At 63.9% G+C, this 19,119-nt stretch carries 22 protein-coding genes and 1 pseudogene; 12 read left to right on the forward strand and 11 right to left on the reverse strand.

The features are described from left to right. Positions 1-24 precede the first annotated feature (24 nt). A complete protein-coding gene (aspS, locus tag JFY56_RS18730) occupies positions 25-1,806 on the reverse strand; it encodes an aspartate--tRNA ligase (protein ID WP_208315514.1) in 1,782 nt (593 codons plus the stop codon). Between the two features lie 42 nt (positions 1,807-1,848). Further along, positions 1,849-2,118: an FmdB family zinc ribbon protein gene (locus tag JFY56_RS18735; RefSeq protein WP_208315516.1), complete on the reverse strand. Its 270-nt coding sequence runs from the start codon at positions 2,116-2,118 to the stop codon at positions 1,849-1,851. Positions 2,119-2,379: 261 nt separating this feature from the next. Here JFY56_RS18735 and JFY56_RS18740 point away from each other — a divergent pair, with 261 nt between their 5' ends. The 3 genes and pseudogenes from JFY56_RS18740 to JFY56_RS18745 all read left to right on the forward strand — a co-directional run bounded on the left by JFY56_RS18740 (position 2,380) and on the right by JFY56_RS18745 (position 3,666). Beyond that, positions 2,380-2,850 (forward strand): Dps family protein, encoded by a 471-nt coding sequence (locus JFY56_RS18740; RefSeq protein WP_208315518.1) that lies wholly within the window; start codon positions 2,380-2,382, stop codon positions 2,848-2,850. 219 nt (positions 2,851-3,069) lie between these two features. Then, a pseudogene (locus JFY56_RS24635) lies at positions 3,070-3,333 on the forward strand (cold shock domain-containing protein membrane protein); the annotation flags it as partial. A 96-nt stretch (positions 3,334-3,429) separates the two neighbouring features. Further along, positions 3,430-3,666, forward strand: a complete 237-nt coding sequence (locus JFY56_RS18745) for a cold-shock protein (RefSeq protein ID WP_208315618.1) — start codon at positions 3,430-3,432, stop codon at positions 3,664-3,666. Positions 3,667-3,723: 57 nt separating this feature from the next. Here JFY56_RS18745 and JFY56_RS18750 read toward each other — a convergent pair whose 3' ends face one another. Both JFY56_RS18750 and JFY56_RS18755 read right to left on the reverse strand, forming a co-directional pair. After that, the gene (locus JFY56_RS18750; RefSeq protein ID WP_208315520.1) at positions 3,724-3,930 is read right to left on the reverse strand and encodes a SlyX family protein; all 207 of its coding nucleotides are present in this window, start codon (positions 3,928-3,930) and stop codon (positions 3,724-3,726) included. A gap of 3 nt (positions 3,931-3,933) precedes the next feature. Continuing rightward, positions 3,934-4,359 (reverse strand): HIT family protein, encoded by a 426-nt coding sequence (locus JFY56_RS18755; RefSeq protein WP_208315619.1) that lies wholly within the window; start codon positions 4,357-4,359, stop codon positions 3,934-3,936. A gap of 593 nt (positions 4,360-4,952) precedes the next feature. On the opposite strand from JFY56_RS18755, the gene JFY56_RS18760 reads away from it, so the two are divergent. Then, on the forward strand, positions 4,953-6,290 hold the full coding sequence (locus JFY56_RS18760) for an OprD family porin (RefSeq protein ID WP_208315522.1): 1,338 nt from the start codon (positions 4,953-4,955) through the stop codon (positions 6,288-6,290). A gap of 70 nt (positions 6,291-6,360) precedes the next feature. On the opposite strand, the gene JFY56_RS18765 is transcribed toward JFY56_RS18760, so the two are convergent. After that, the gene (locus JFY56_RS18765) at positions 6,361-6,768 is read right to left on the reverse strand and encodes a PaaI family thioesterase (RefSeq protein WP_208315620.1); all 408 of its coding nucleotides are present in this window, start codon (positions 6,766-6,768) and stop codon (positions 6,361-6,363) included. A 111-nt stretch (positions 6,769-6,879) separates the two neighbouring features. Here JFY56_RS18765 and JFY56_RS18770 point away from each other — a divergent pair, with 111 nt between their 5' ends. Further along, positions 6,880-8,595, forward strand: coding sequence for a proline--tRNA ligase (locus JFY56_RS18770; RefSeq protein ID WP_208315524.1), 1,716 nt, complete (start codon positions 6,880-6,882; stop codon positions 8,593-8,595). Positions 8,596-8,602: 7 nt separating this feature from the next. After that, positions 8,603-9,562 (forward strand): hypothetical protein, encoded by a 960-nt coding sequence (locus JFY56_RS18775; RefSeq protein ID WP_208315526.1) that lies wholly within the window; start codon positions 8,603-8,605, stop codon positions 9,560-9,562. A gap of 32 nt (positions 9,563-9,594) precedes the next feature. Here JFY56_RS18775 and JFY56_RS18780 read toward each other — a convergent pair whose 3' ends face one another. The 4 genes from JFY56_RS18780 to JFY56_RS18795 all read right to left on the reverse strand — a co-directional run bounded on the left by JFY56_RS18780 (position 9,595) and on the right by JFY56_RS18795 (position 12,199). Beyond that, the gene (locus JFY56_RS18780; RefSeq protein WP_208315528.1) at positions 9,595-9,870 is read right to left on the reverse strand and encodes an acylphosphatase; all 276 of its coding nucleotides are present in this window, start codon (positions 9,868-9,870) and stop codon (positions 9,595-9,597) included. Next, on the reverse strand, positions 9,870-10,340 hold the full coding sequence (locus JFY56_RS18785; RefSeq protein WP_208315530.1) for a TlpA disulfide reductase family protein: 471 nt from the start codon (positions 10,338-10,340) through the stop codon (positions 9,870-9,872). Before JFY56_RS18785 ends, JFY56_RS18780 begins: the two co-directional genes overlap by 1 nt. A 283-nt stretch (positions 10,341-10,623) precedes the next feature. Continuing rightward, on the reverse strand, positions 10,624-10,812 hold the full coding sequence (locus JFY56_RS18790) for a hypothetical protein (RefSeq protein ID WP_208315532.1): 189 nt from the start codon (positions 10,810-10,812) through the stop codon (positions 10,624-10,626). A gap of 157 nt (positions 10,813-10,969) precedes the next feature. Further along, positions 10,970-12,199, reverse strand: coding sequence for a YihY family inner membrane protein (locus tag JFY56_RS18795; protein ID WP_208315538.1), 1,230 nt, complete (start codon positions 12,197-12,199; stop codon positions 10,970-10,972). A gap of 124 nt (positions 12,200-12,323) precedes the next feature. Between JFY56_RS18795 and arsC the strand changes: the two genes are divergently transcribed. From arsC to JFY56_RS18810, 3 genes are read left to right on the forward strand one after another with little or no spacing between them, the layout of a single operon-like run. Next, on the forward strand, positions 12,324-12,677 hold the full coding sequence (gene arsC, locus JFY56_RS18800; protein ID WP_208315539.1) for an arsenate reductase (glutaredoxin): 354 nt from the start codon (positions 12,324-12,326) through the stop codon (positions 12,675-12,677). Beyond that, positions 12,674-13,270, forward strand: a complete 597-nt coding sequence (wrbA, locus tag JFY56_RS18805) for an NAD(P)H:quinone oxidoreductase (RefSeq protein WP_208315541.1) — start codon at positions 12,674-12,676, stop codon at positions 13,268-13,270. Before arsC ends, wrbA begins: the two co-directional genes overlap by 4 nt. Continuing rightward, positions 13,271-13,690 carry a DUF2069 domain-containing protein gene (locus tag JFY56_RS18810; RefSeq protein WP_208315543.1) on the forward strand — a complete coding sequence of 140 codons (420 nt, stop codon included), beginning with the start codon at positions 13,271-13,273 and terminating at the stop codon, positions 13,688-13,690. A 325-nt stretch (positions 13,691-14,015) separates the two neighbouring features. Here the strand turns inward: JFY56_RS18810 and JFY56_RS18815 are convergent, their stop codons facing one another. Together JFY56_RS18815 and JFY56_RS18820 are read right to left on the reverse strand one after the other, a co-directional pair. Beyond that, positions 14,016-15,428 (reverse strand): sensor histidine kinase, encoded by a 1,413-nt coding sequence (locus tag JFY56_RS18815; protein WP_408004434.1) that lies wholly within the window; start codon positions 15,426-15,428, stop codon positions 14,016-14,018. Further along, positions 15,421-16,092 (reverse strand): response regulator, encoded by a 672-nt coding sequence (locus JFY56_RS18820; protein WP_208315548.1) that lies wholly within the window; start codon positions 16,090-16,092, stop codon positions 15,421-15,423. Before JFY56_RS18820 ends, JFY56_RS18815 begins: the two co-directional genes overlap by 8 nt. A 215-nt stretch (positions 16,093-16,307) precedes the next feature. Here JFY56_RS18820 and JFY56_RS18825 point away from each other — a divergent pair, with 215 nt between their 5' ends. Genes JFY56_RS18825 through JFY56_RS18835 form a run of 3 tightly spaced genes read left to right on the forward strand, consistent with a single transcriptional unit; the run spans position 16,308 to position 19,116 of the window. Further along, complete coding sequence (locus JFY56_RS18825) at positions 16,308-17,594, forward strand: OprD family porin (RefSeq protein WP_208315550.1); 1,287 nt, start codon at positions 16,308-16,310, stop codon at positions 17,592-17,594. Positions 17,595-17,620: 26 nt separating this feature from the next. Next, complete coding sequence (locus JFY56_RS18830; RefSeq protein ID WP_208315552.1) at positions 17,621-18,598, forward strand: Bug family tripartite tricarboxylate transporter substrate binding protein; 978 nt, start codon at positions 17,621-17,623, stop codon at positions 18,596-18,598. A gap of 47 nt (positions 18,599-18,645) precedes the next feature. After that, positions 18,646-19,116, forward strand: coding sequence for a tripartite tricarboxylate transporter TctB family protein (locus JFY56_RS18835; RefSeq protein WP_208315554.1), 471 nt, complete (start codon positions 18,646-18,648; stop codon positions 19,114-19,116). Positions 19,117-19,119: the final 3 nt, after the last annotated feature.

The following is a 19,119-nucleotide window of genomic DNA, read 5'->3' on the forward strand; positions in this document are numbered from 1 at the left end:
AGGGCGCCACGCTCGATTCGACTTTTATTCCGCTTTCGGCTGCTGCTGCTCGCGCAGGCGAATGTGCAGCTCGCGCAGGGCCTTGCCGTCCACGGTACCCGGAGCCTGGGTCATGACGTCGCCGGCGCTCTGGGTTTTCGGGAAGGCAATCACTTCGCGGATCGACGCGGCGCCAGTCATCAGCATCACCAGGCGATCCAGACCGAAGGCCAGGCCGCCATGCGGCGGCGCACCGTACTTGAGGGCGTCCAGCAGGAAGCCGAACTTCTCTTCCTGCTCCGCATCGTCAATGCCCAGCACGCGGAACACCGCCTGCTGCATGGACTTGTCGTGGATACGGATGGAGCCGCCGCCCAGTTCGGTGCCGTTGAGCACCATGTCGTAGGCACGGGAGAGCGCGTTGGCCGGGTTGGCCTCCAGCTCTTCCGGGCTGCACTTGGGCGAAGTGAACGGGTGGTGCAGCGAAGTCAGGCTGCCGTCGTCGTTCTCTTCGAACATCGGGAAGTCCACGACCCACAGCGGCGCCCACTCCTTGGTGAGCAGCTTGAGGTCATGGCCGACCTTGATGCGCAGCGCGCCCAGGGCGTCGCAGACGATCTTCGCCTTGTCGGCGCCGAAGAACACGATGTCGCCATCGACCGCGCCGACGCGATCGAGGATCACGTTCAGGTTGGCCTCGGGGATGAACTTGACGATCGGCGACTGCAGGCCTTCCACGCCCTTGGCGCGCTCGTTGACCTTGATGTAGGCCAGGCCCTTGGCGCCGTAGATGCCGACGAACTTGGTGTAGTCGTCGATCTGGCTACGCGGCATGGAGGCGGCGCCCGGTACGCGCAGGGCGGCAACGCGACCTTTCGGGTCGTTGGCCGGGCCGGAGAAGACCTTGAACTCCACTTCCTTGAGCTGGTCGGCGACGTCCACCAGTTCCAGAGGGATGCGCAGGTCTGGCTTGTCCGAACCGTAGCGGCGCATGGCCTCTTCGAAGGGCATGTGCGGAAGTTCGTCGAACTCGACGTTCAGCACTTCCTTGAACAGCTGGCGCACCATCTTCTCGGTGATCTCGATGATGTCGCTTTCTTCCAGGAAGCTGGTCTCGATGTCGATCTGGGTGAATTCCGGCTGGCGGTCGGCACGCAGGTCTTCGTCGCGGAAGCACTTGGCGATCTGGTAGTAGCGATCGAAGCCGGCCACCATCAGCAACTGCTTGAACAGCTGGGGCGACTGCGGCAGGGCAAAGAAATGGCCCGGGTAGGTGCGGCTCGGCACCAGGTAGTCGCGCGCGCCTTCCGGAGTCGGACGACCAAGGATCGGGGTCTCGACGTCGAGGAAACCGTTGTCGTCCAGGTAGCGGCGGATGCTGCTGGTGATGCGCGCGCGCAGCTTCAGCTTGGCGGCCATTTCCGGACGGCGCAGGTCGATGAAGCGGTAGCGCAGGCGGGTTTCTTCGCCGACATCGGAATATTCGTCAAGCGGGAACGGCGGAGTTTCCGCCTGGTTCAGCACTTCCAGTTCGTAGCCCAGCACCTCGATGGCGCCGGAAGCCATGTTGGCGTTACGCGCGCCTTCGGGACGCATCCGCACCTTGCCGGTGATCTTGACGACGTACTCGCTGCGCACGCGGTCGGCCTTGGCGAAGGTTTCCGCACGATCCGGATCGAACACGACCTGGGCCAGGCCCTCGCGATCACGCACGTCGAGGAAGATCACCCCGCCATGGTCGCGACGGCGGTGCACCCAGCCGCAAAGAGTGACTTCCTGGCCGTCCAGGCTCTCGTTCAATTGGCCGCAATAATGGCTGCGCATCATGGTGTGTTCGCTTCTCGCAAGTCTTGGATTCTTTGGAACCGATCAATCGCCGGCGGCACAGGCACCGGCACCGCAACCGGTGGCGGGACAGGCCGCAGCTCCTTCGGAGGACGCCAGGTTCTTTTTCGCACCGGTCTTGAAGTCGGTCTCGTACCAGCCACCGCCACTCAGGCGAAAGCCGGGGGCAGACAGCAGCTTCTTCAGTTCGGGAGCATTGCAGGCCGGGCAATCGACCAACGGGGCATCGCTGAACTTCTGGATCTTCTCCAGATGGTGATTGCAGGATCCGCACTGGTATTCGTAAATCGGCATCGGGACACCTTGGCTGTAACTACGCCGCGGGCCCGCACCCGGCGGCAAAGACGCGGATTATAGCCTGAAAAATCTGCGGCTTGCAGCCGCCCCGGGAGCCCCGCCCGGCAGCCGATACGCGCCACCTCGCCAGCACAGGGGGCGCATTATCATAGAAACGCTCAATCGAAGCGGTTGATTCGTGCCAAAGACTCGTCGGAAAAGGCTGTGTTAGGCTGAATTCAGATCGGGTCTTCCCGGAAACTGGACAAGGAGAACTCCATGGAAATCAACATCGGTATCGGCGAACAGGACCGCGCCGCCATCGCCGAAGGCCTTTCCCGCCTTCTGGCCGACACCTATACCCTTTATCTGAAAACCCATAACTTCCATTGGAACGTTACCGGGCCGATGTTCAACACCCTGCACCTGATGTTCGAAGGCCAGTACAACGAACTCGCCCTGGCGGTCGACAGCATCGCCGAACGTATCCGTGCGCTTGGCTTCCCGGCCCCCGGCACCTATGCCGCCTATGCCCGCCTCTCCTCCATCAAGGAAGAAGAAGGCGTGCCGGAAGCGAAGGAAATGATCAAGCAACTGGTCCAGGGACAGGAAGCCGTGGTGCGCACCGCGCGCAGCATCTTCCCCCTGATCGACAAGGTCAGCGACGAACCCACCGCCGACCTCCTGACCCAGCGCATGCAGGTCCACGAGAAAACCGCCTGGATGCTGCGCAGTCTTCTCGACGCCTGATCACGGCAAGGCCCGGACTCGCTCCGGGCCGCTCCTTCACCACGCGAACCAGACACATCCCATCCCTCCAACGGCTGATTTGAGAAGCCCCATGGTTTGCTGTTAAATAGCCGCCGTGCGTCATGCGCATAGGCCGGCAATCCATCACGCTCCACCTTTATTCCAAGGGTTCGCGTCGACCGGCTGATTCGTCGTTACCGTTCAAGGTGAACCTACAACATGTTGAAAATCGTCCATCTCCTGACGGGCGTCGCCGCCCTCTTGCTGTCCTTTATTCCAAGCCTGCGTACCGAAGCCCTGCCCTACCTGCAACAAGCGGATGCCGTCTACCTGGCACTGCTGGGCCTGACCAGCCTGCTGCTTGCCCCGATCGTCCACAAGGACGCGCAACAACAACTGCAGGCACTGGTTTCCGCGCTGGTCATCGCCGCCACCGCCGTGCAGGCGCTGATCCTGCTCGCACCGCTACCGACCATTGGTGGTCAGCCTGCCATCCTGCTGCCGCTGGTCATCCTGGCGCTCGCCGTGATTCTTCACCTGATCGCCAATCGGCAGAAAACCGAGAAATACGCTCCGGCAATGAGCGATGGTGGAGAGAACCGCGAAACCGGCACGGTGAAATGGTTCAACACGTCCAAAGGCTTCGGCTTCATTTCCCGCGATAGCGGCGAAGACATCTTCGTGCACTTCCGCGCGATCCGCGGCGAGGGTCACCGCATCCTGATCGAAGGCCAGCGCGTGGAGTTCTCGGTGGTGCAACGGGACAAGGGACTGCAGGCGGAAGACGTGATCGCCGCCCTCCCCAGCCGACGCTGAAATCACGCTCCATATAAATGAAAAGGCCCGCCGAACATGGCGGGCCTTTTCATTGGCTCAGTAGTGCGGCGGCGGCGCCTCGTCGTCGACCACACCGACCTCCCCCTGCAATTCCTCCAGCCGCCTGATCAGCACCTGCATCTGCAGACTCAAGCGCTCGATGACCCGTTCCTGCTCATAGACGACATCACTCAACGTCTGCAGCGCGTCGTCCTGGAACGCCAGCCGACTCTCGAGATCGGCAACCCGCTCTTCCAGCACCATCACTCACCCCTGCGTGAAATTGAAGCCATCATCCAGCGCCATGCGCAGCTTCTCGCGAACGACCTGCAGCTCTTCGGCAGTATACGGACGCGCCGGATGCCTGCCCCAGACCGGTGCCGGCCACGCCGCATCATCGCGACGACGGACGATCACATGCACATGCAACTGACTGACGACGTTGCCAAGATTGGCCACGTTCATCTTGTCGGCATTGAACGTGTCCTTGAGAACCTCGGCCAGAGTCGTGGCCTCGCGCCAGAGCTCCTGCTGATCCTCCGGATCGAGCTGGAACAACTCGCTGACATCCTCGCGGCGCGGCACCAGGATGAACCACGGATATTGAGCATCGTTCATGAGCAGCAGGCGACTCAACGGAAAATCGCCTATCGGCAAGGTATCCTGCTGCAGACGGGAATCCAGGACGAACATCATGACCTCTCCTGTACGACGAGCACGACATAGAGCTTAGCCCCACATCGAGCACAAGAAGCCGCGCAGGATACAGGAGCCGACCCAGCGAGAGCAGCCATCACCCCGACGGGGCACAGTGGCAATGAAGAAGCACCAGACCAGTGCACAGTCCTGGAGACGATCGCTCCAACGCCACTTCCGGATAGCTCCATAATCCTTGCCGAAGACCACCTCTGTCATATATTTCAACTCGCAATAGAGTTTGTGCACGACTCTTGCTAGAAGCACTGGCGTAACGAAAGCAATGGGGGACAAATGCTGTTCGCAGTTTCCAGCAATTAGACAGCGGGCAGCGCAGACCATAAAGTCGATAGCGGGCTACAGGACAAATGCCAAAAGGCAGCATAGAGACTGCCTCTTAGATATAAAACCTATGTAATTGCGACAAAACTCATGCGCAATTGCGACAGCCCCACCAGGAATTTACCTGAAGATTCCGATAGCTATCGCCAACAGTTAACGCGTGCTATAAGTTAACGCCGACAAAAAGAATTAGCCGTCACAACGGCGTTGTGATGGCAGATAACTTCAAAACCAAAGGAGCAATCACAATGAAAGTGATGAAGTGGAGCGCCATCGCCCTGGCGGTTTCCGCAGCCGCCGCAGCCAGCCAGATGGCAGTGGCCGAACCCTTCGTTGGCGATCAAGCCGAAGCTAAAGGCTTTATCGAAGACAGCAGCCTCAACTTCCTGGTTCGCAACTACTACTTCAACCGCGACCTGCGCAATGGTGGCGGCAACAAGCGTGAAGACTGGACCCAAGGTTTCCATGCCGTTTACAACTCCGGCTATACCCAGGGTGTGGTTGGCTTCGGTGTTGACGCATTCGGCTACCTGGGTCTGAAACTGGATGGTGGCCCCGGCCGTACCGGCACTGGCAACCTGCCGGTTCAGGATGATGGCGAGCCTGCAGACAGCTATGGCAAGGCCGGCGGCGCAGGCAAGGTCCGCATCTCCAAGACCGAGCTGAAGTTCGGCGATATGCAACCGCAAGCACCGGTATTCGCCGTCGGCGGTACCCGTCTGCTGCCGCAAACCGCCAGCGGTATCCACTTGGCCAGCAGCGAGATCACCGGCCTCGACCTGGAAGCCGGTCACTTCTACTCGGCTACCAACTACAACACCACCAACCGCGACGGCGAACTGTTCGCCACCTACGCTGGCGTGGAAACCCCTCAAGCTGACTTCCTCGGTGGCCGCTACGCCTTTACCGACAACTTCAGCGCCTCGCTGTACGGTGCCAAGTTCGAAGACATCTGGAACCAGTACTACGCCAACCTGAACTACACCCTGCCGATCTCCGACGATCAGGCCCTCAGCTTCGACCTCAACTACTACAAGACCAAGGACGAAGGCGACGCCAACGCGGGCGATATCGACAACGATACCTTCTCGCTGGCTGGGGCCTACACCCTGGGCGCCCACACCTTCACTCTGGCCTTCCAGAAAGTCGATAGCGATACTCCGTTCGATTACCTCGGGGTCGGCGACACTAACGGCGGCGGCGACTCGATCTTCCTCGCCAACTCCGTTCAGTACTCCGACTTCAACGGCCCGGGCGAAGAATCCTGGCAGGCACGTTATGACCTGAACATGGCCACCTACGGCGTACCCGGCCTGAGCTTCATGGCTCGTTACATCACTGGCGACAATATCGACGCCAGCAATGCAGGCCCGATATATTCCTTAGCTGGCTGGACGAACGCCGATGGCCGAGACGAAAAACACCACGAAACCAACCTCGAGGCCAAGTACGTGATCCAGGAAGGCGCAGCGAAGGACCTATCCTTCCGCATCCGTCAAGCTTGGCACCGCGCCAGCTCCGAGCAGATCGACGGAGACGCCGACGAATTCCGCCTGATCATCGACTACCCGCTGTCCGTTCTGTAACCGGAACGTATCGCAGGAAAGGAAAAGCCCGGCTCAGCCGGGCTTTTCTCGTTCTGACCGCCACCAAACACTACATCGGCAGCACATAGGTTCCGGTGACATGAGCGACCAGTTCCTGCTGATTGCTCGCGGAATACACCGACACCTCGCACACCACCTGGCGCCGCCCGAGCTTCAGTATCTTCGCCTCCGCCAGCAGATCCTCCGGCTTCGGCTTGCTGAGGAAGTTGATGTTCAGGTTGGACGTGACCGCCATCTCCACGTCATCCAGTTGACCGAGGATCACCGCATACATGGCCGCATCGGCCAGCGCCATGATGGTCGGCCCCGACACCGTTCCACCCGGCCGCACCAGCTTGCCGTGGAACGGAACCCGCGCGAATGCGCTACGCCCTTCCAGGGCCTCGACGCGGAAGTCGAGATCCTCCGCCATCGGCAGCCCAGCCCGTATGAACGTCTGCACCTCGGACGCACTCAATCGGCTCATCCAAGCCTCCTTGTCTGTTCCCGCCGCGCCCTGTACGCAGCCTGACCTGCACCGTACAATGCCCAACCTGATTCCATCTTCGCAACCTGCAAGCGGCCAAACATGCGTACCAGTCAGTACCTGCTGTCCACCCTGAAAGAAACCCCCTCCGATGCGGTGGTCATCAGCCACCAGTTGCTGCTGCGCGCCGGCATGATCCGCAAGCTGGCCTCCGGCCTCTACACCTGGCTGCCGATGGGCCTGCGCGTACTGCGCAAGGCCGAGACCATCGTCCGCGAAGAGATGAATGCCGCCGGCGCCCTGGAAGTACTGATGCCGGCCATCCAGCCGGCCGAACTGTGGCAGGAATCCGGCCGCTGGGAGCAGTACGGCCCCGAGCTGCTGCGCCTGAAGGACCGCCATGAGCGCGAGTTCTGCGTCGGCCCGACCCACGAGGAAGTCATCACCGATCTGGCGCGCAACGAGCTGAACAGCTACAAGCAGCTGCCGATCAACATGTACCAGATCCAGACCAAGTTCCGCGACGAGATCCGCCCGCGCTTCGGTCTGATGCGCGGCCGCGAGTTCATCATGAAGGACGCCTACTCCTTCCACCTGAACCAGGACTCGCTGCAGGAAACCTACGACGGCATGTACCGCGCGTACTGCAACGTCTTCACCCGCCTCGGACTGGACTACCGCCCGGTGCAGGCTGACAACGGCTCCATCGGCGGCAGCGGCTCCCACGAGTTCCACGTACTGGCCAACTCCGGCGAGGACGACATCGTCTTCAGCGACAGCTCCGACTACGCGGCGAACATCGAGAAGGCCGAAGCCCTGCCCCGCGAAAGCGCGCGTGGCGCCGCCACCCAGGAACTGCGTCTGGTCGACACCCCGGCCACCAAGACCATCGCCGATCTGGTGGAAAAATTCGACCTGCCGATCGAGAAGACCATCAAGACCCTGGTGGTGCATGCCGCAGAAGAAGGCATGCTGATCGCCCTGGTCGTCCGCGGCGACCACGAACTGAACGAGATCAAGGCCAGCAACCATCCGCTGGTCGCCAGCCCGCTGCAGATGGCCAGCGAAGCCGAGATCAAGGCCGCGATCGGCGCCGCGCCCGGCTCCCTCGGCCCGCTGAACCTGGCGCTGCCCTGCATCATCGACCGCTCCGTCGCACTGATGAGCGACTTCGCCGCCGGCGCCAACCTCGATGACAAGCACTACTTCGGCGTGAACTGGGAACGCGACCTGCCAGTGCCGGAAGTCGCCGACCTGCGCAACGTCGTGGCCGGCGACCCGAGCCCGGACGGCAAGGGCACCCTGGTGATCCGCCGCGGCATCGAAGTCGGCCACATCTTCCAGCTCGGCACCAAGTACAGCGAGGCGATGAACCTCACCGTGCTCAACGAGCAGGGCAAGCCCGTCACCCTGATCATGGGCTGCTACGGCATCGGCGTATCCCGCGTGGTGGCCGCCGCCATCGAGCAGAACTACGACGACCGCGGCATTCTCTGGCCGGCCGCCCTGGCACCGTTCCAGATCGCCATCGTGCCGATGAAGTACGAGAACGAGGCCGTTCGCGCCGCCACCGACAAACTGTATGCGGACCTCACCGCAGCCGGCTTCGAAGTGCTACTGGACGACCGCGACAAGAAGACCAGCCCCGGCGTCAAGTTCGCCGACATGGAGCTGATCGGCATTCCGCACCGTCTCGTGGTCAGCGAGCGCGGGCTGAACGAAGGCGTGCTGGAATACAAGGGCCGTCGCGACGCCGAATCGCAGAACGTCGCCATCGGCGAACTGCAAACCTTCATCACGGCAAAGGTTCGCGGCTGAGCAACACATGTCCTCCCAGAGCATTACCTGCCTCGCGACTGCCGCCCTGTGCGGCAGTCTGCTGCTGAGCGGCTGCGCCAACCAGCTGCCGCAACGCAGCGAGCACGAGGAGCGCGTCGAGCGCAAACTGCTTGATCACAGCCTGCAGATCGATGTGGGCGAGACCGGCGTGCTTGAGCTGCCGCAGCGGCGCATCCGCGTGCAGGAGCAGAAGACCTTCGAGGTCACCGAGTACGAGGTGACCCGCCGCTACGATCGCTATACCCCCTACCAGGCCTGGCGGGAATCCTACGAGATTCCGCTGGGCGCGCTGGCCATCGTCGCCGGCGTGGGGGCCAACGTGCTCAATGTCGTCGCGCTCGGCAACCTGCCGGAAAGCGTCACCCACGACTGGATCAGCTACGGCATCGCCGGCATCAACCCGTTCATGAACGCGCCGTCCAACGGACGCGCCGAACAGAACCTGGCCAGCATCGACGAGCAGCAGCGCGACAAGCGCATGGAATACTCGAGCCTGCCGTGGGCCGAACGCCCGGTGCAGGTGAGCGCCGGCCGGGACACCCAGGAACTGCTGACCGACCGCCACGGCGTGCTACGACTGAACCTGCTCGAAGGCCCCTTCAGCGAAGAGGACGTGAGCCGCTTCGGCAAGCTCCAGTTCAGCGTCCAGGACCCACAGGACAGCGTGCGCGGCAGCGCCAGCCTGGTGGTCAGCAGGGCTCTGCGCGGCAAGCTGCAGGAAGCGCACCGGTTGATCTATGACGACCTGGAAGGCGACGACGTGCAGCGCTGGGTACATCGGGTCAAGCGCCTGTCGGACCTCGGTATGGAAGAGGAAGCCAGCGAGCTGGAGCAGAGCCTGATCGAACTGACGCGCAACGACCCCGAGTTGCAGAAGGAATTCCTGCACAGCCTGATGACCGACGCCGGCCGCCTGGCAGCCGACCCGGGCATGGCGAACAACTGAGTGGCCGGCGTGGAAGCGTCCACGCCGTTACCTCAACGCCGGACAATGAAGCCGGCAATCCCCTGGGGATTCATTTCCCGCAGCTCGACCGAGCTGACCTCGGCCTTCGGCGGCCCCTGCTGCAGCCAGCCCTCCAGCTCGCGTACTGCCTGTTCCTCGCCCTCGAGCATGACTTCGACCCGGCCGTCTTCCAGATTGCGCACCCAGCCATCGACATCCAGACGCTCGGCCTGCTCCTGCGTACTCTGGCGGTAGAACACCCCCTGCACCAGACCGCTGACGAAGCCGTGCAAACAGATCCTGGCCATTACTTCCCCTCCTCCCGCAAAGCCATCAGTCGCGCCTGAACCCCGCTGGCCGTCTGCTCGCCGACCAGTCGATCGCGCATCTTGCCCTTATCGTCGACGATGAAGGTTACCGGCAATGCTTCGCTGGGCGGCAGGGAGAAGCGCGGCGCCGGATCATCGGCCAGCACGGTGAAACGAATCCCCAGTTGCTCGGCGGCCTTGCCCAGATCCGCGTCGCGCAGGCCGTCATAGTTGACACCCACCACGCGCACGCCCTTGCCCTCGCTGCCCTCGGCCAGGCGGTTCAGCTCGGGAATCTCGGTACGGCAGGGCGCGCACCAGTCCGCCCAGTAGTTGATGACCAGCCACTGGCCGTCCAGGCTGCTGGCCGATACCGTCTTGCCGTGCTGATCGACACCGTAGTCCTCCGAACAACCGGCCAGAAGCAGGCCGGCAACCAATCCGCTGATCAAACGGAGCCGCATTCCCATACCGTCAGTCCTCTTGATGTCGGGAGTGGCGCCGGGCGGTCGGCGCCAGAGATGGCGAATGCCTCGGCAAGGCATCCGCAGGCATTAAGCCACAAAAAGTCATACAGGAAGGATCGCACAAATCCGTCAGCAGCGTTCCTGCCGGGAGAACCCCAGCCACGCGTAAACGCCAGTCGATCTACTGGCGAAACGGCGGGAACGAGATATCCATACGATGAACTGGCATGGCCTGTGCGTGCAGGGCATGCCCGCTGCCGCCCCGGCAGGTGAGGTGCGGAACGCGTCAGCCCAGTTGGCGAAACGGCGCATCCGAAGCAAAATCGGCCGCCGGGGCGGGATCCTGCTGCGCAGCAGGGGACAACGACTCGGGCCAGCGGCTGAACTGCAATCCGGTGATGAGGTTGAGGCGCTCCAAGGCGCCCATGAGGTCGCGCTGATGCAGATGTACTACGTTGTTCTGACTTCTTTCCATTTTTTTGCGCTGACCTTGGGAACTTCTGCCGAGGACCGTTGTCCACGACCGCTTCAAGCTAGAAACGTGCCAAGCGCAGCACTCAGGAAATCCGTGCGTTCTCAATGGCCTACGGCGGATTCAAGGAATCTGATTCGACGCAAACTGACGATTTACGTCACTCGGAATGTGACCGAGTCAACCATTCCGCGAGACTTGCCCCGAACAGGGACTTCCTTTCCAACTGGTAGCGCTCCAGGGCAACGCGCAACACGGGATACCAGGGCTCGTTCAGCTCCTTCGGCAACGAATCCGGATGAGGCAGCGGCCAGGGACTGCGATTGATCAGATGGTGCAGGCTGTAGCTGCCCATGTCCCGGCAAAGCACCCAGGAAGCGTTGCTGCCCCCCGAACGACAAACCAGTTGCTCCCGTTCGAGAAAGTCCAGCAGCTCCTCCCACTCGTCCTCGGGCAGCAACCAGCCCTCCCGGTGCAGGTCGGTCAACCGGGTGGCCTGTCCCTTCCGCTGGCGATCGAAGAACACCCGCAGCACGCCCAGCACCACCAGCAGCCTCGGCATTGCCCGATGGCGCCAGAGCCGCGAGGACGACAGGTTGCACACCAGTTCCGCGCCGAACAGCACGATCAGCCAGGACACATAGACCCACAGCAGGAACAACGGCACGGTGGCAAACGCCCCGTAGATCAGCTGATAGCCGGGGAACAGCCTCACGTACGCACCGAACAGCGACTTGGCCGCCTCGAACAGCACTGCGGTGAACAGGCCGCCAAGCAGCGCATGGCGAATCGGTACCCGCGCGTTCGGCACCGCCGCATAGATCAGGGTGAAGGCCGCCACGCTGAACGTCAGCGGCATGAACTTCAGCAGGGTCGCCGCGCCCGGCAGGGCATGCGGGCCGGACAGCAGGGAAAGCGAAGTGATGTAGGTGGATACGGCGAAGCCGGCGCCCAGCAGCAGCGGGCCGAGGCTGAGGATCGCCCAGTACAGCAGGAAGCGCGCCACGCCCCTGCGCGGCTGGCGCACGCGCCAGATCTCGTTGAACGCCCGTTCGATGGTCACCAGCATGGTGAAGGCGGTCACCACCAGGAACGCCACGCCCAGCCAGGTCAGGTGCCGCGCCTGGGTGGTGAAGCTGCGCAGGTACTCCTCGACCGCCTCGCCGGTGGATGGCACGAAATGGCGGAAGACGAACACCTGGATGCGCTCGCCCATGCCTTCGAAGGCCGGAATCGCCGAGAGCATGGCGAAACTCACCGTCATCATCGGCACGACGGCGAACAGGGTGGTGTAGGTCAAGGCGGCGGCCTTGTTCGGCGCGCTGTCCGCCATGAAGCGCCGGACCAGGTAGTGCCAGAAATCGATCAGTCCCTGCACACGCTCTTGCATGGAATGTCCTTGGATTCGCGACTCAATCAATCCCTTGGGATTCATCTGAACGACAGCGGTTCAGTCAATTCCGGGGAGCCGGTTAGAATACCCGCCACTTTAACGGCCCTGCGAGTCCCTGCACATGAGCCAACTGACACTTTTCCACAATCCGCGCTGCTCGAAATCCCGTGGCGCCCTCGAACTGCTCGAAGCCCGCGGCCTGCAGCCGCAGATCGTGCGCTACCTGGAAACCCCGCCCAGCGCCGCCGAACTGAAGTCCCTGCTGCAGAAGCTCGGCATCGGCGCCCGCCAACTTCTGCGCAGCGGCGAGGATGAGTACAAGAACCTCAACCTGGCCGACCCGAGCCTCAGCGAAGACGCGCTGATCCAGGCCATGGTCGAGCATCCGAAGCTGATCGAACGCCCCATCCTGGTCGCCGGCGACAAGGCGGTGATCGGCCGGCCGCCGGAGAAGGTCCTGGAGATCCTGCCGTGAGCACACCTTATATCCTGGTGCTGTACTACAGCCGCCACGGCTCCACCGAGGAGATGGCGCGGCAGATCGCCCGTGGCATCGAGCAGGGCGGCCTGGAGGCACGGATTCGCACCGTGCCGCCGGTTTCCACCGAATGCGAGGCGGTGGCTCCGGAGATTCCCGAGGAAGGCGCGCTCTACGCCACTCTCGACGACCTGAAGGACTGCGCCGGCCTGGCCCTCGGCAGCCCGACCCGCTTCGGCAACATGGCCGCGCCGCTGAAGTACTTCCTCGACGGCACCAGCAGCCTGTGGCTGACCGGCGGACTGGTCGGCAAGCCCGCGGCGGTCTTCACTTCCACCGCCAGCCTGCATGGCGGCCAGGAAACCACCCAGCTGTCCATGCTGCTGCCGTTGCTGCACCACGGCATGCTGATCACCGGCATTCCCTACAGCGAACCCGCGCTGCTGGAAACCCTCGGCGGCGGCACGCCCTACGGGGCCAGCCATTTCGCCGGGGCCGATGGCAAGCGCCGTCTCGACGAACACGAAATCACCCTCTGCCGCGCCCTGGGCAAACGCCTCGCGGAAGTTGCGCTCAAACTGGAGAGCTGAATGGCCCGCAAGAACAAACCGCTGCCGGCAATCGATTGGCTGAAGCCCCGCATGGCCGCCAGTCGTGCCGTCACCCTCGGCAGTTTTGCCGGTCTGATCCTGCTTATCGTCACCTGGGATGTGCTGTTCGCCGACGCCCACGGTGCGGCGCAATGGGTGCCGTGGCTGGTGCTCGGCTTCAAGCTGCTGCCGCTGCTGATCATCGCGCCCGGCCTGTTGATCGGCAGCGCCCGCGGCCATGCCTGGGCCTGCTACGTGGTCAACCTGTACTTCATCCTCGGCATCCTCGCCGCCTTCGAACCGGCCCGCACCATCTACGGCTGGGCGGAAACAGCGCTCAGCCTGACGCTGTTCTGCGCCGCCCTGCTCTATACGCGCTGGCGCTTCCAGTACGACCGCAAGCTGGCGGGGGAGAATTGACCCGGCCCATGGGTATCGCTGCGCTCAACTCATCCTACGAGGGGCTTGGCAGACCGCGTAGGTTGGCGCTGAGCTTGCGAAGCCCAACATCTGTCGGGCGTGGCAGGGATGTTGGGCTTCACTGCGTTCAGCGCCAACCTACGGGAGGTCTCCCTCAACCGGGAAACTGACACGCACCCGCAGTCCTCTCAGCCCATGGGTATCGCTGCGCTCAACCCATCCTACGAAGGGCTTGGCGGACCGCGTAGGTTGGCGCTGAGCTTGCGAAGCCCAACATCTGTCGGGCGTAGCACGGATGTTGGGCTTCACTGCGTTCAGCGCCAACCTACGGGAGGTCTCCGTCGACCGGGAAACTGACACGCACCCGCAGCCCGCCCAGTTCGCCCTGTGCCAGCTCGATCCTGGCGCGGTGGGCACTGCAGATCTCGCCGACGATGGCCAGGCCCAGCCCGGTGCCTTCCTGGCGGCGGCGGTAGAAGCGCTCGAACACCTTCTCCCGCTCCTCTTCCGGAATCCCCGGGCCGTCGTCCTCGACCTCCAGCCGGGCCGGCTGCGCGACGCGGATGACCACGTTGCCCCGGGCGTGGGCCATGGCGTTGTCCACCAGGTTGTTCAGCAGTTCGTGGAGCAGCGTCGGGTCGCCGGTGATCCACACCTCCTGCTCCGCCTCCAGCGCCAACGCCACGCCCCGCGCATGGGCCAGCGGCGCGAGGGCCATGCCGTGCTCACGGGCCAGCCGAGTGAGGTCGAAGGACTCGCCGCCACCTTCGGCGATGGCATGGGCACCACTCTCGATGCGCGCCAGCGAAAGAAGACGATTGGCCAGGCCGGTCAGGCGGTCGACACTTTCCACCGCATCCGCCAGCGCCTCGCGCCAGGCCTGCGCTTCCTGCTGACGCAGGCCCAATTCCAGACGAGCCTTGAGCGCGGCCAGCGGGGTACGTAATTCGTGGGAGGCATCGGCGATGAACTGTGTCTGCCGCTCGAACAGCCCGCGCAGACGCACCGTGAAATGGTTGAGCGCACCGACCAGCGGCCGCAGTTCGCGCTGTACCGCCACCTGCGGCAGCGGCCGCAGGTCGTCCGGCTGGCGTTCCTCCACTGCTTCGCGCAGGCGCTCCAGCGGACGCAGCCCGGCGCTCACCGCGTACCAGACCATCAGCAGCGCAGCCAGTGCCGACAGACCGAGGTGCAGCAGGGTGTCGCCGAGCAGGTTGCGCGCCAGCCGTTCGCGCGCGCCGAGGGTCTCCGCCACGCGGATTTCCGCCATGCCGTTGAGCTCCGGCTGGGTGACCGGCTGCAGCAGGCTGACCACCCGTACCCCCTGCCCCTGGTATTCGGCCGTATAGAAGCGCGCCAGCGCCGGATAGTCCTCGGTACGCGGTGTACCTTGGGGCGCCGCCGGCAGGTTCTCATAGCCGGAGATCAACTGCCCTCTCGGGTCGATCACCTGGTAGAAGATGCGCCCCTCGCTGTCGAACGCGAAGCTGTCCAGGGCAATGTAAGGGATATCCGCGCGCAAGCGCCCGTCGCGAGTGTGCAGGCCGTCGGCAATGTCCCGTGCCGAAGCCAGCAGGGTTCGGTCGTAGGCCACGTCGGCGGCATGCCGAGCGCTGCGATAAGTCGTCAGGCTGCCCAGCACAAGGAGAATCGCCAGCATCGCGGCGAGGCGACGAAGCAGGCGTCCGCGCAGGCTGCCGGCGCCAAGCAGCCCGAGACGCAGCCGCAACTCACCCATCGGTCGCCTCGAGCAGGTAGCCGAGGCCACGGAAAGTGACGATGCGCACCGCGCTGCCTTCGAGCTTCTTGCGCAGGCGGTGGACGTAGATCTCGATGGCGTCGGCGCTGGCTTCCTCGTCCAGGCCGAACACCTGGCCGGCCAGCTGCTCCTTGCTCATCACCCGGCCCGGCCGGGCGATCAACGCTTCCAGCACCGCCTGCTCGCGAGAGGTCAGGCTCAGCACCTGGCCGGCCAGGCTGAAGCGCCGCGCATCGAGGTCGTAGATCAGTTCACCGCAGCGCTGTTGCTGTTCGCCGCCGAGCACGCTACGCCGCAGCAGCGCCTTGACCCGCGCTTCCAGTTCGCTCAGTTCGAAGGGCTTGGCCAGGTAATCGTCTGCCCCCAGGTTGAGCCCGTGCACACGGTCCTTCACCTCGCCGCGCGCGGTGAGCATCAGCACCGGCACGGTCTTGCCACGTTCGCGCAGGCGCGCCAGCACCTGGAAACCATCCATGCGCGGCAAGCCGACGTCGAGGATCGCCAAGGCGTATTCCTCACTGGCCAGGGCGAGATCAGCGGACACGCCATCGCGCAGCAGGTCCACTGTCCAACCGGCGCCTTTCAACGCCTGAGCGACGCTGTCGCCTAGCTGGGGATGGTCTTCGACCAGAAGGATGCGCACGCAGGAACCTCCTCGACAGTGGGATCGGGCGCGCAGTTTACCCGCCTGTACGCCGCTGTGAATGAACGAAATACGGCGAAAGACATGCGAAAGCGTGTTGAAAGCCTGGCGAAAGCTTAGCCCGATAGCATCGCATCAAGGCGGCAAAGACCGACCCCAGAGCGGAAGGCAGCGTGGTGCGCTTTCGCGACAACAACAAAAATGGAGACCACACGATGCTCACTGCCAAGACGGCTGTAGCGCTTCGCACCCCTGCCCGATTCACTCCCGCGGGCATCACCGCTGCCGTAACCTTCGCTGGCTTCGCCCCACTCGCCCATGCCGAAGGCTTCATCGAAGACAGCAGCCTATCCCTGCAGACCCAGAACATCTATTTCAACCGCGACTTCCGCGACGGCAATGGCCAGTCCAAGCGCGAGGAATGGGCGCAGGGCTTCATCCTCGATTTCCAGTCCGGCTACACCCCCGGCACCATCGGCGTCGGCCTCGACGCGCTGGGCATGCTCGGCCTCAAGCTCGACTCCAGCCCGGACCGCACCGGCAGCGGCCTGCTGCCGACCCACGACGACGGCCGCGCGGCGGACGAGTACAGCAAGCTCGGCCTGACCGCCAAGTTCAAGGTCTCCGCAACGGAGTTGAAGCTCGGCACCCTGGTCCCCGACCTGCCGACCCTGCAGCCCAACGACAGCCGCCTGTTCCCGCAGACCTTCGAAGGCGGCCTGCTCAATTCCACCGACCTGCCGGGCCTGAACTTCACCGGCGGCCGCCTGGAAAAGTTCAAGGACCGCGACTCCACCGACGACCAGGACCTGGCGCTGAACAACAAGAACCGCCGATTCCTCGGCAGCGTGGCCGGCGAGCACTACGACCTGGCCGGCGGCGACTACAAGTTCAATGACGTCTTCACCGGGCGCTACCACTTCGCCCAGCTCGACGAGGTCTACCGCCAGCACTTCGTCGGCCTGCTCGCCAGCCACAAGCTCGGCGCCGGCAAATTCAGCGCCGACCTGCGCCTGGCGATCAGCGACGACCAGGGCGAGGCGCGTGGCGGCAAGATCGACAACCGCGCCCTCAACGGCATGCTCGGCTACGCCATCGGCGCGCACAAGTTCAGCCTCGGCCTGCAGAAGATGAGCGGCGACACCGGCTTCCCCTACATCGATGGCAGCAACCCGTACCTGGTCAACTTCGTCCAGGTCGGCGACTTCGCCGATGCCGACGAGCGCTCATGGCAGCTACGCCACGACTTCGACTTCGCCGGCCTGGGCATTCCCGGGCTGACCCTGATGAACCGCTACGTCAAGGGCGACAACGCCGAAATCGCCGGGCTGGCCGACGACGGCAAGGAATGGGAGCGCAACACCGACCTGAAATACGTGTTCCAGGGCGGCCCGCTGAAGAACCTGGCCCTGCGCCTGCGCAACGCCACCTATCGGTCCAACTTTGCCCGCGACGTCGACGAAACCCGCTTCTATATCAGCTATTCCCTGCCGATCTGGTAAGCCGATAACAACAAGAGGAAATCCACATGTCTCGCAAGCTGCTTTCTCTCACCCTCGCCGGGGCCGCCTTGCTGTTCGCCGGCAGCCTGGCCGCCGAACCCAAGCGCCCCGAATGCATCGCCCCGGCGTCCCCCGGCGGCGGTTTCGATCTGACCTGCAAGCTGGCGCAGAGCGCCCTGCTCGATGCCAAGCTGCTGGCCAAACCGATGCGCGTCACCTACATGCCCGGCGGCGTCGGTGCGGTGGCCTATAACGCGGTGGTCGCCCAGCGCCCGGCCGACGGCAACAGCATCACCGCCTTTTCCAGCGGCTCGCTGCTGAACCTGGCGCAAGGCAAGTTCGGCCGCTTCGACGAAAGCGCGGTGAAATGGCTGGCGGCGGTCGGCACCAGCTACGGCGCCATCGCCGTACGCGCCGACTCGCCGTACAAGAACCTTGGCGACCTGGTGGCCGCGCTGAAGGCCGACCCGGGCAAGGTAGTGATCGGCTCCGGCGGCACCATTGGCAGCCAGGACTGGATGCAGACCGCGCTGATCGCCAAGGCGGCGGGCATCGATCCGAAAAAACTGCGCTACGTCGCCCTGGAAGGCGGCGGCGAGATCGCCACGGCGCTGCTCGGCGGGCACATCCAGGTCGGCAGCACCGACATCTCCGACTCCATGCCGCACATCCGCGCCGGCAAGATGCGCCTGCTCGCGGTGTTCGCCGAGGAGCGCCTGCAGGACGAAGGCATGGCCGACATCCCCACCGCCAGAGAGCAGGGCTTCGACATCGTCTGGCCGGTGGTGCGCGGCTTCTACGTCGGGCCGAAGGTCAGCGACGAGGACTATGCGTTCTGGAAGAACTCCTTCGACAAGCTGCTGGCCTCCGAGGACTTCGCCAAGCTGCGTGACCAGCGCGAGCTGTTCCCCTTCGCCATGACCGGTCCCGAGCTGGACGCCTACGTGAAGCAGCAGGTCGCCCAGTACAAGCAACTGGCCCGCGAGTTCGGCCTGATCCAGTAATGCCCCTACGGCGGCGCCGCCACTCCGGTGCCGCCAGGAGAATTCCCATGTCCCAGACCAGCCTCTACCAACGGCTGTTCGCTAGCGCCTGGCTGTTCGCCTGCGTCGCCTTCGCCCTGATCGCCTGGAACTACCAGGCGCCGTTCTCCTACGAGCCGGTCGGCCCGCGCGCCTATCCGCTGCTCTGCCTCGGCCTGATGGCCGCCGGCCTCGCCTGGCTGATCGTGCGGCCGACGCCGATCCACCGCGACGAGGACGAACCGCCGCTGCAAGGCGCGCTGCTGCGCAAGGTGATCGCCTGCGTCGCCCTGCTGCTGGTGTATGCCGGGCTGTTCGAGCCGCTCGGCTTCATCCTCTCCAGCGCCCTGGTCGGCAGCTTCATCGCGCTGATCTACGGCGGCCGGCCGCTGCACAGCGTGGTCACCACCTCGCTGCTGAGCGTCGGCCTGTACCTGCTGTTCGACCGCACCCTGGACGTCCCGCTGCCGCTGGGCGTCCTCGACTTCCTCCCGTTCTGATGC

The sequence above is a fragment of the Pseudomonas schmalbachii genome (genome assembly GCF_017589465.1).
Lineage (GTDB): Bacteria > Pseudomonadota > Gammaproteobacteria > Pseudomonadales > Pseudomonadaceae > Pseudomonas > Pseudomonas schmalbachii.

Bases quoted from the DNA above. Each gene is read 5' to 3' on its own strand.
- aspS (WP_208315514.1), bottom strand. From the start codon at position 1,806: ATGATGCGCAGCCATTATTGCGGCCAATTGAACGAGAGCCTGGACGGC.
- JFY56_RS18735 (WP_208315516.1), bottom strand. From the start codon at position 2,118: ATGCCGATTTACGAATACCAGTGCGGATCCTGCAATCACCATCTGGAG.
- JFY56_RS18740 (WP_208315518.1), top strand. From the start codon at position 2,380: ATGGAAATCAACATCGGTATCGGCGAACAGGACCGCGCCGCCATCGCC.
- JFY56_RS18745 (WP_208315618.1), top strand. From the start codon at position 3,430: ATGAGCGATGGTGGAGAGAACCGCGAAACCGGCACGGTGAAATGGTTC.
- JFY56_RS18750 (WP_208315520.1), bottom strand. From the start codon at position 3,930: ATGGTGCTGGAAGAGCGGGTTGCCGATCTCGAGAGTCGGCTGGCGTTC.
- JFY56_RS18755 (WP_208315619.1), bottom strand. From the start codon at position 4,359: ATGTTCGTCCTGGATTCCCGTCTGCAGCAGGATACCTTGCCGATAGGC.
- JFY56_RS18760 (WP_208315522.1), top strand. From the start codon at position 4,953: ATGAAAGTGATGAAGTGGAGCGCCATCGCCCTGGCGGTTTCCGCAGCC.
- JFY56_RS18770 (WP_208315524.1), top strand. From the start codon at position 6,880: ATGCGTACCAGTCAGTACCTGCTGTCCACCCTGAAAGAAACCCCCTCC.
- JFY56_RS18775 (WP_208315526.1), top strand. From the start codon at position 8,603: ATGTCCTCCCAGAGCATTACCTGCCTCGCGACTGCCGCCCTGTGCGGC.
- JFY56_RS18780 (WP_208315528.1), bottom strand. From the start codon at position 9,870: ATGGCCAGGATCTGTTTGCACGGCTTCGTCAGCGGTCTGGTGCAGGGG.
- JFY56_RS18785 (WP_208315530.1), bottom strand. From the start codon at position 10,340: ATGGGAATGCGGCTCCGTTTGATCAGCGGATTGGTTGCCGGCCTGCTT.
- JFY56_RS18790 (WP_208315532.1), bottom strand. From the start codon at position 10,812: ATGGAAAGAAGTCAGAACAACGTAGTACATCTGCATCAGCGCGACCTC.
- JFY56_RS18795 (WP_208315538.1), bottom strand. From the start codon at position 12,199: ATGCAAGAGCGTGTGCAGGGACTGATCGATTTCTGGCACTACCTGGTC.
- arsC (WP_208315539.1), top strand. From the start codon at position 12,324: ATGAGCCAACTGACACTTTTCCACAATCCGCGCTGCTCGAAATCCCGT.
- JFY56_RS18810 (WP_208315543.1), top strand. From the start codon at position 13,271: ATGGCCCGCAAGAACAAACCGCTGCCGGCAATCGATTGGCTGAAGCCC.
- JFY56_RS18815 (WP_408004434.1), bottom strand. From the start codon at position 15,428: ATGGGTGAGTTGCGGCTGCGTCTCGGGCTGCTTGGCGCCGGCAGCCTG.
- JFY56_RS18825 (WP_208315550.1), top strand. From the start codon at position 16,308: ATGCTCACTGCCAAGACGGCTGTAGCGCTTCGCACCCCTGCCCGATTC.
- JFY56_RS18830 (WP_208315552.1), top strand. From the start codon at position 17,621: ATGTCTCGCAAGCTGCTTTCTCTCACCCTCGCCGGGGCCGCCTTGCTG.
- JFY56_RS18835 (WP_208315554.1), top strand. From the start codon at position 18,646: ATGTCCCAGACCAGCCTCTACCAACGGCTGTTCGCTAGCGCCTGGCTG.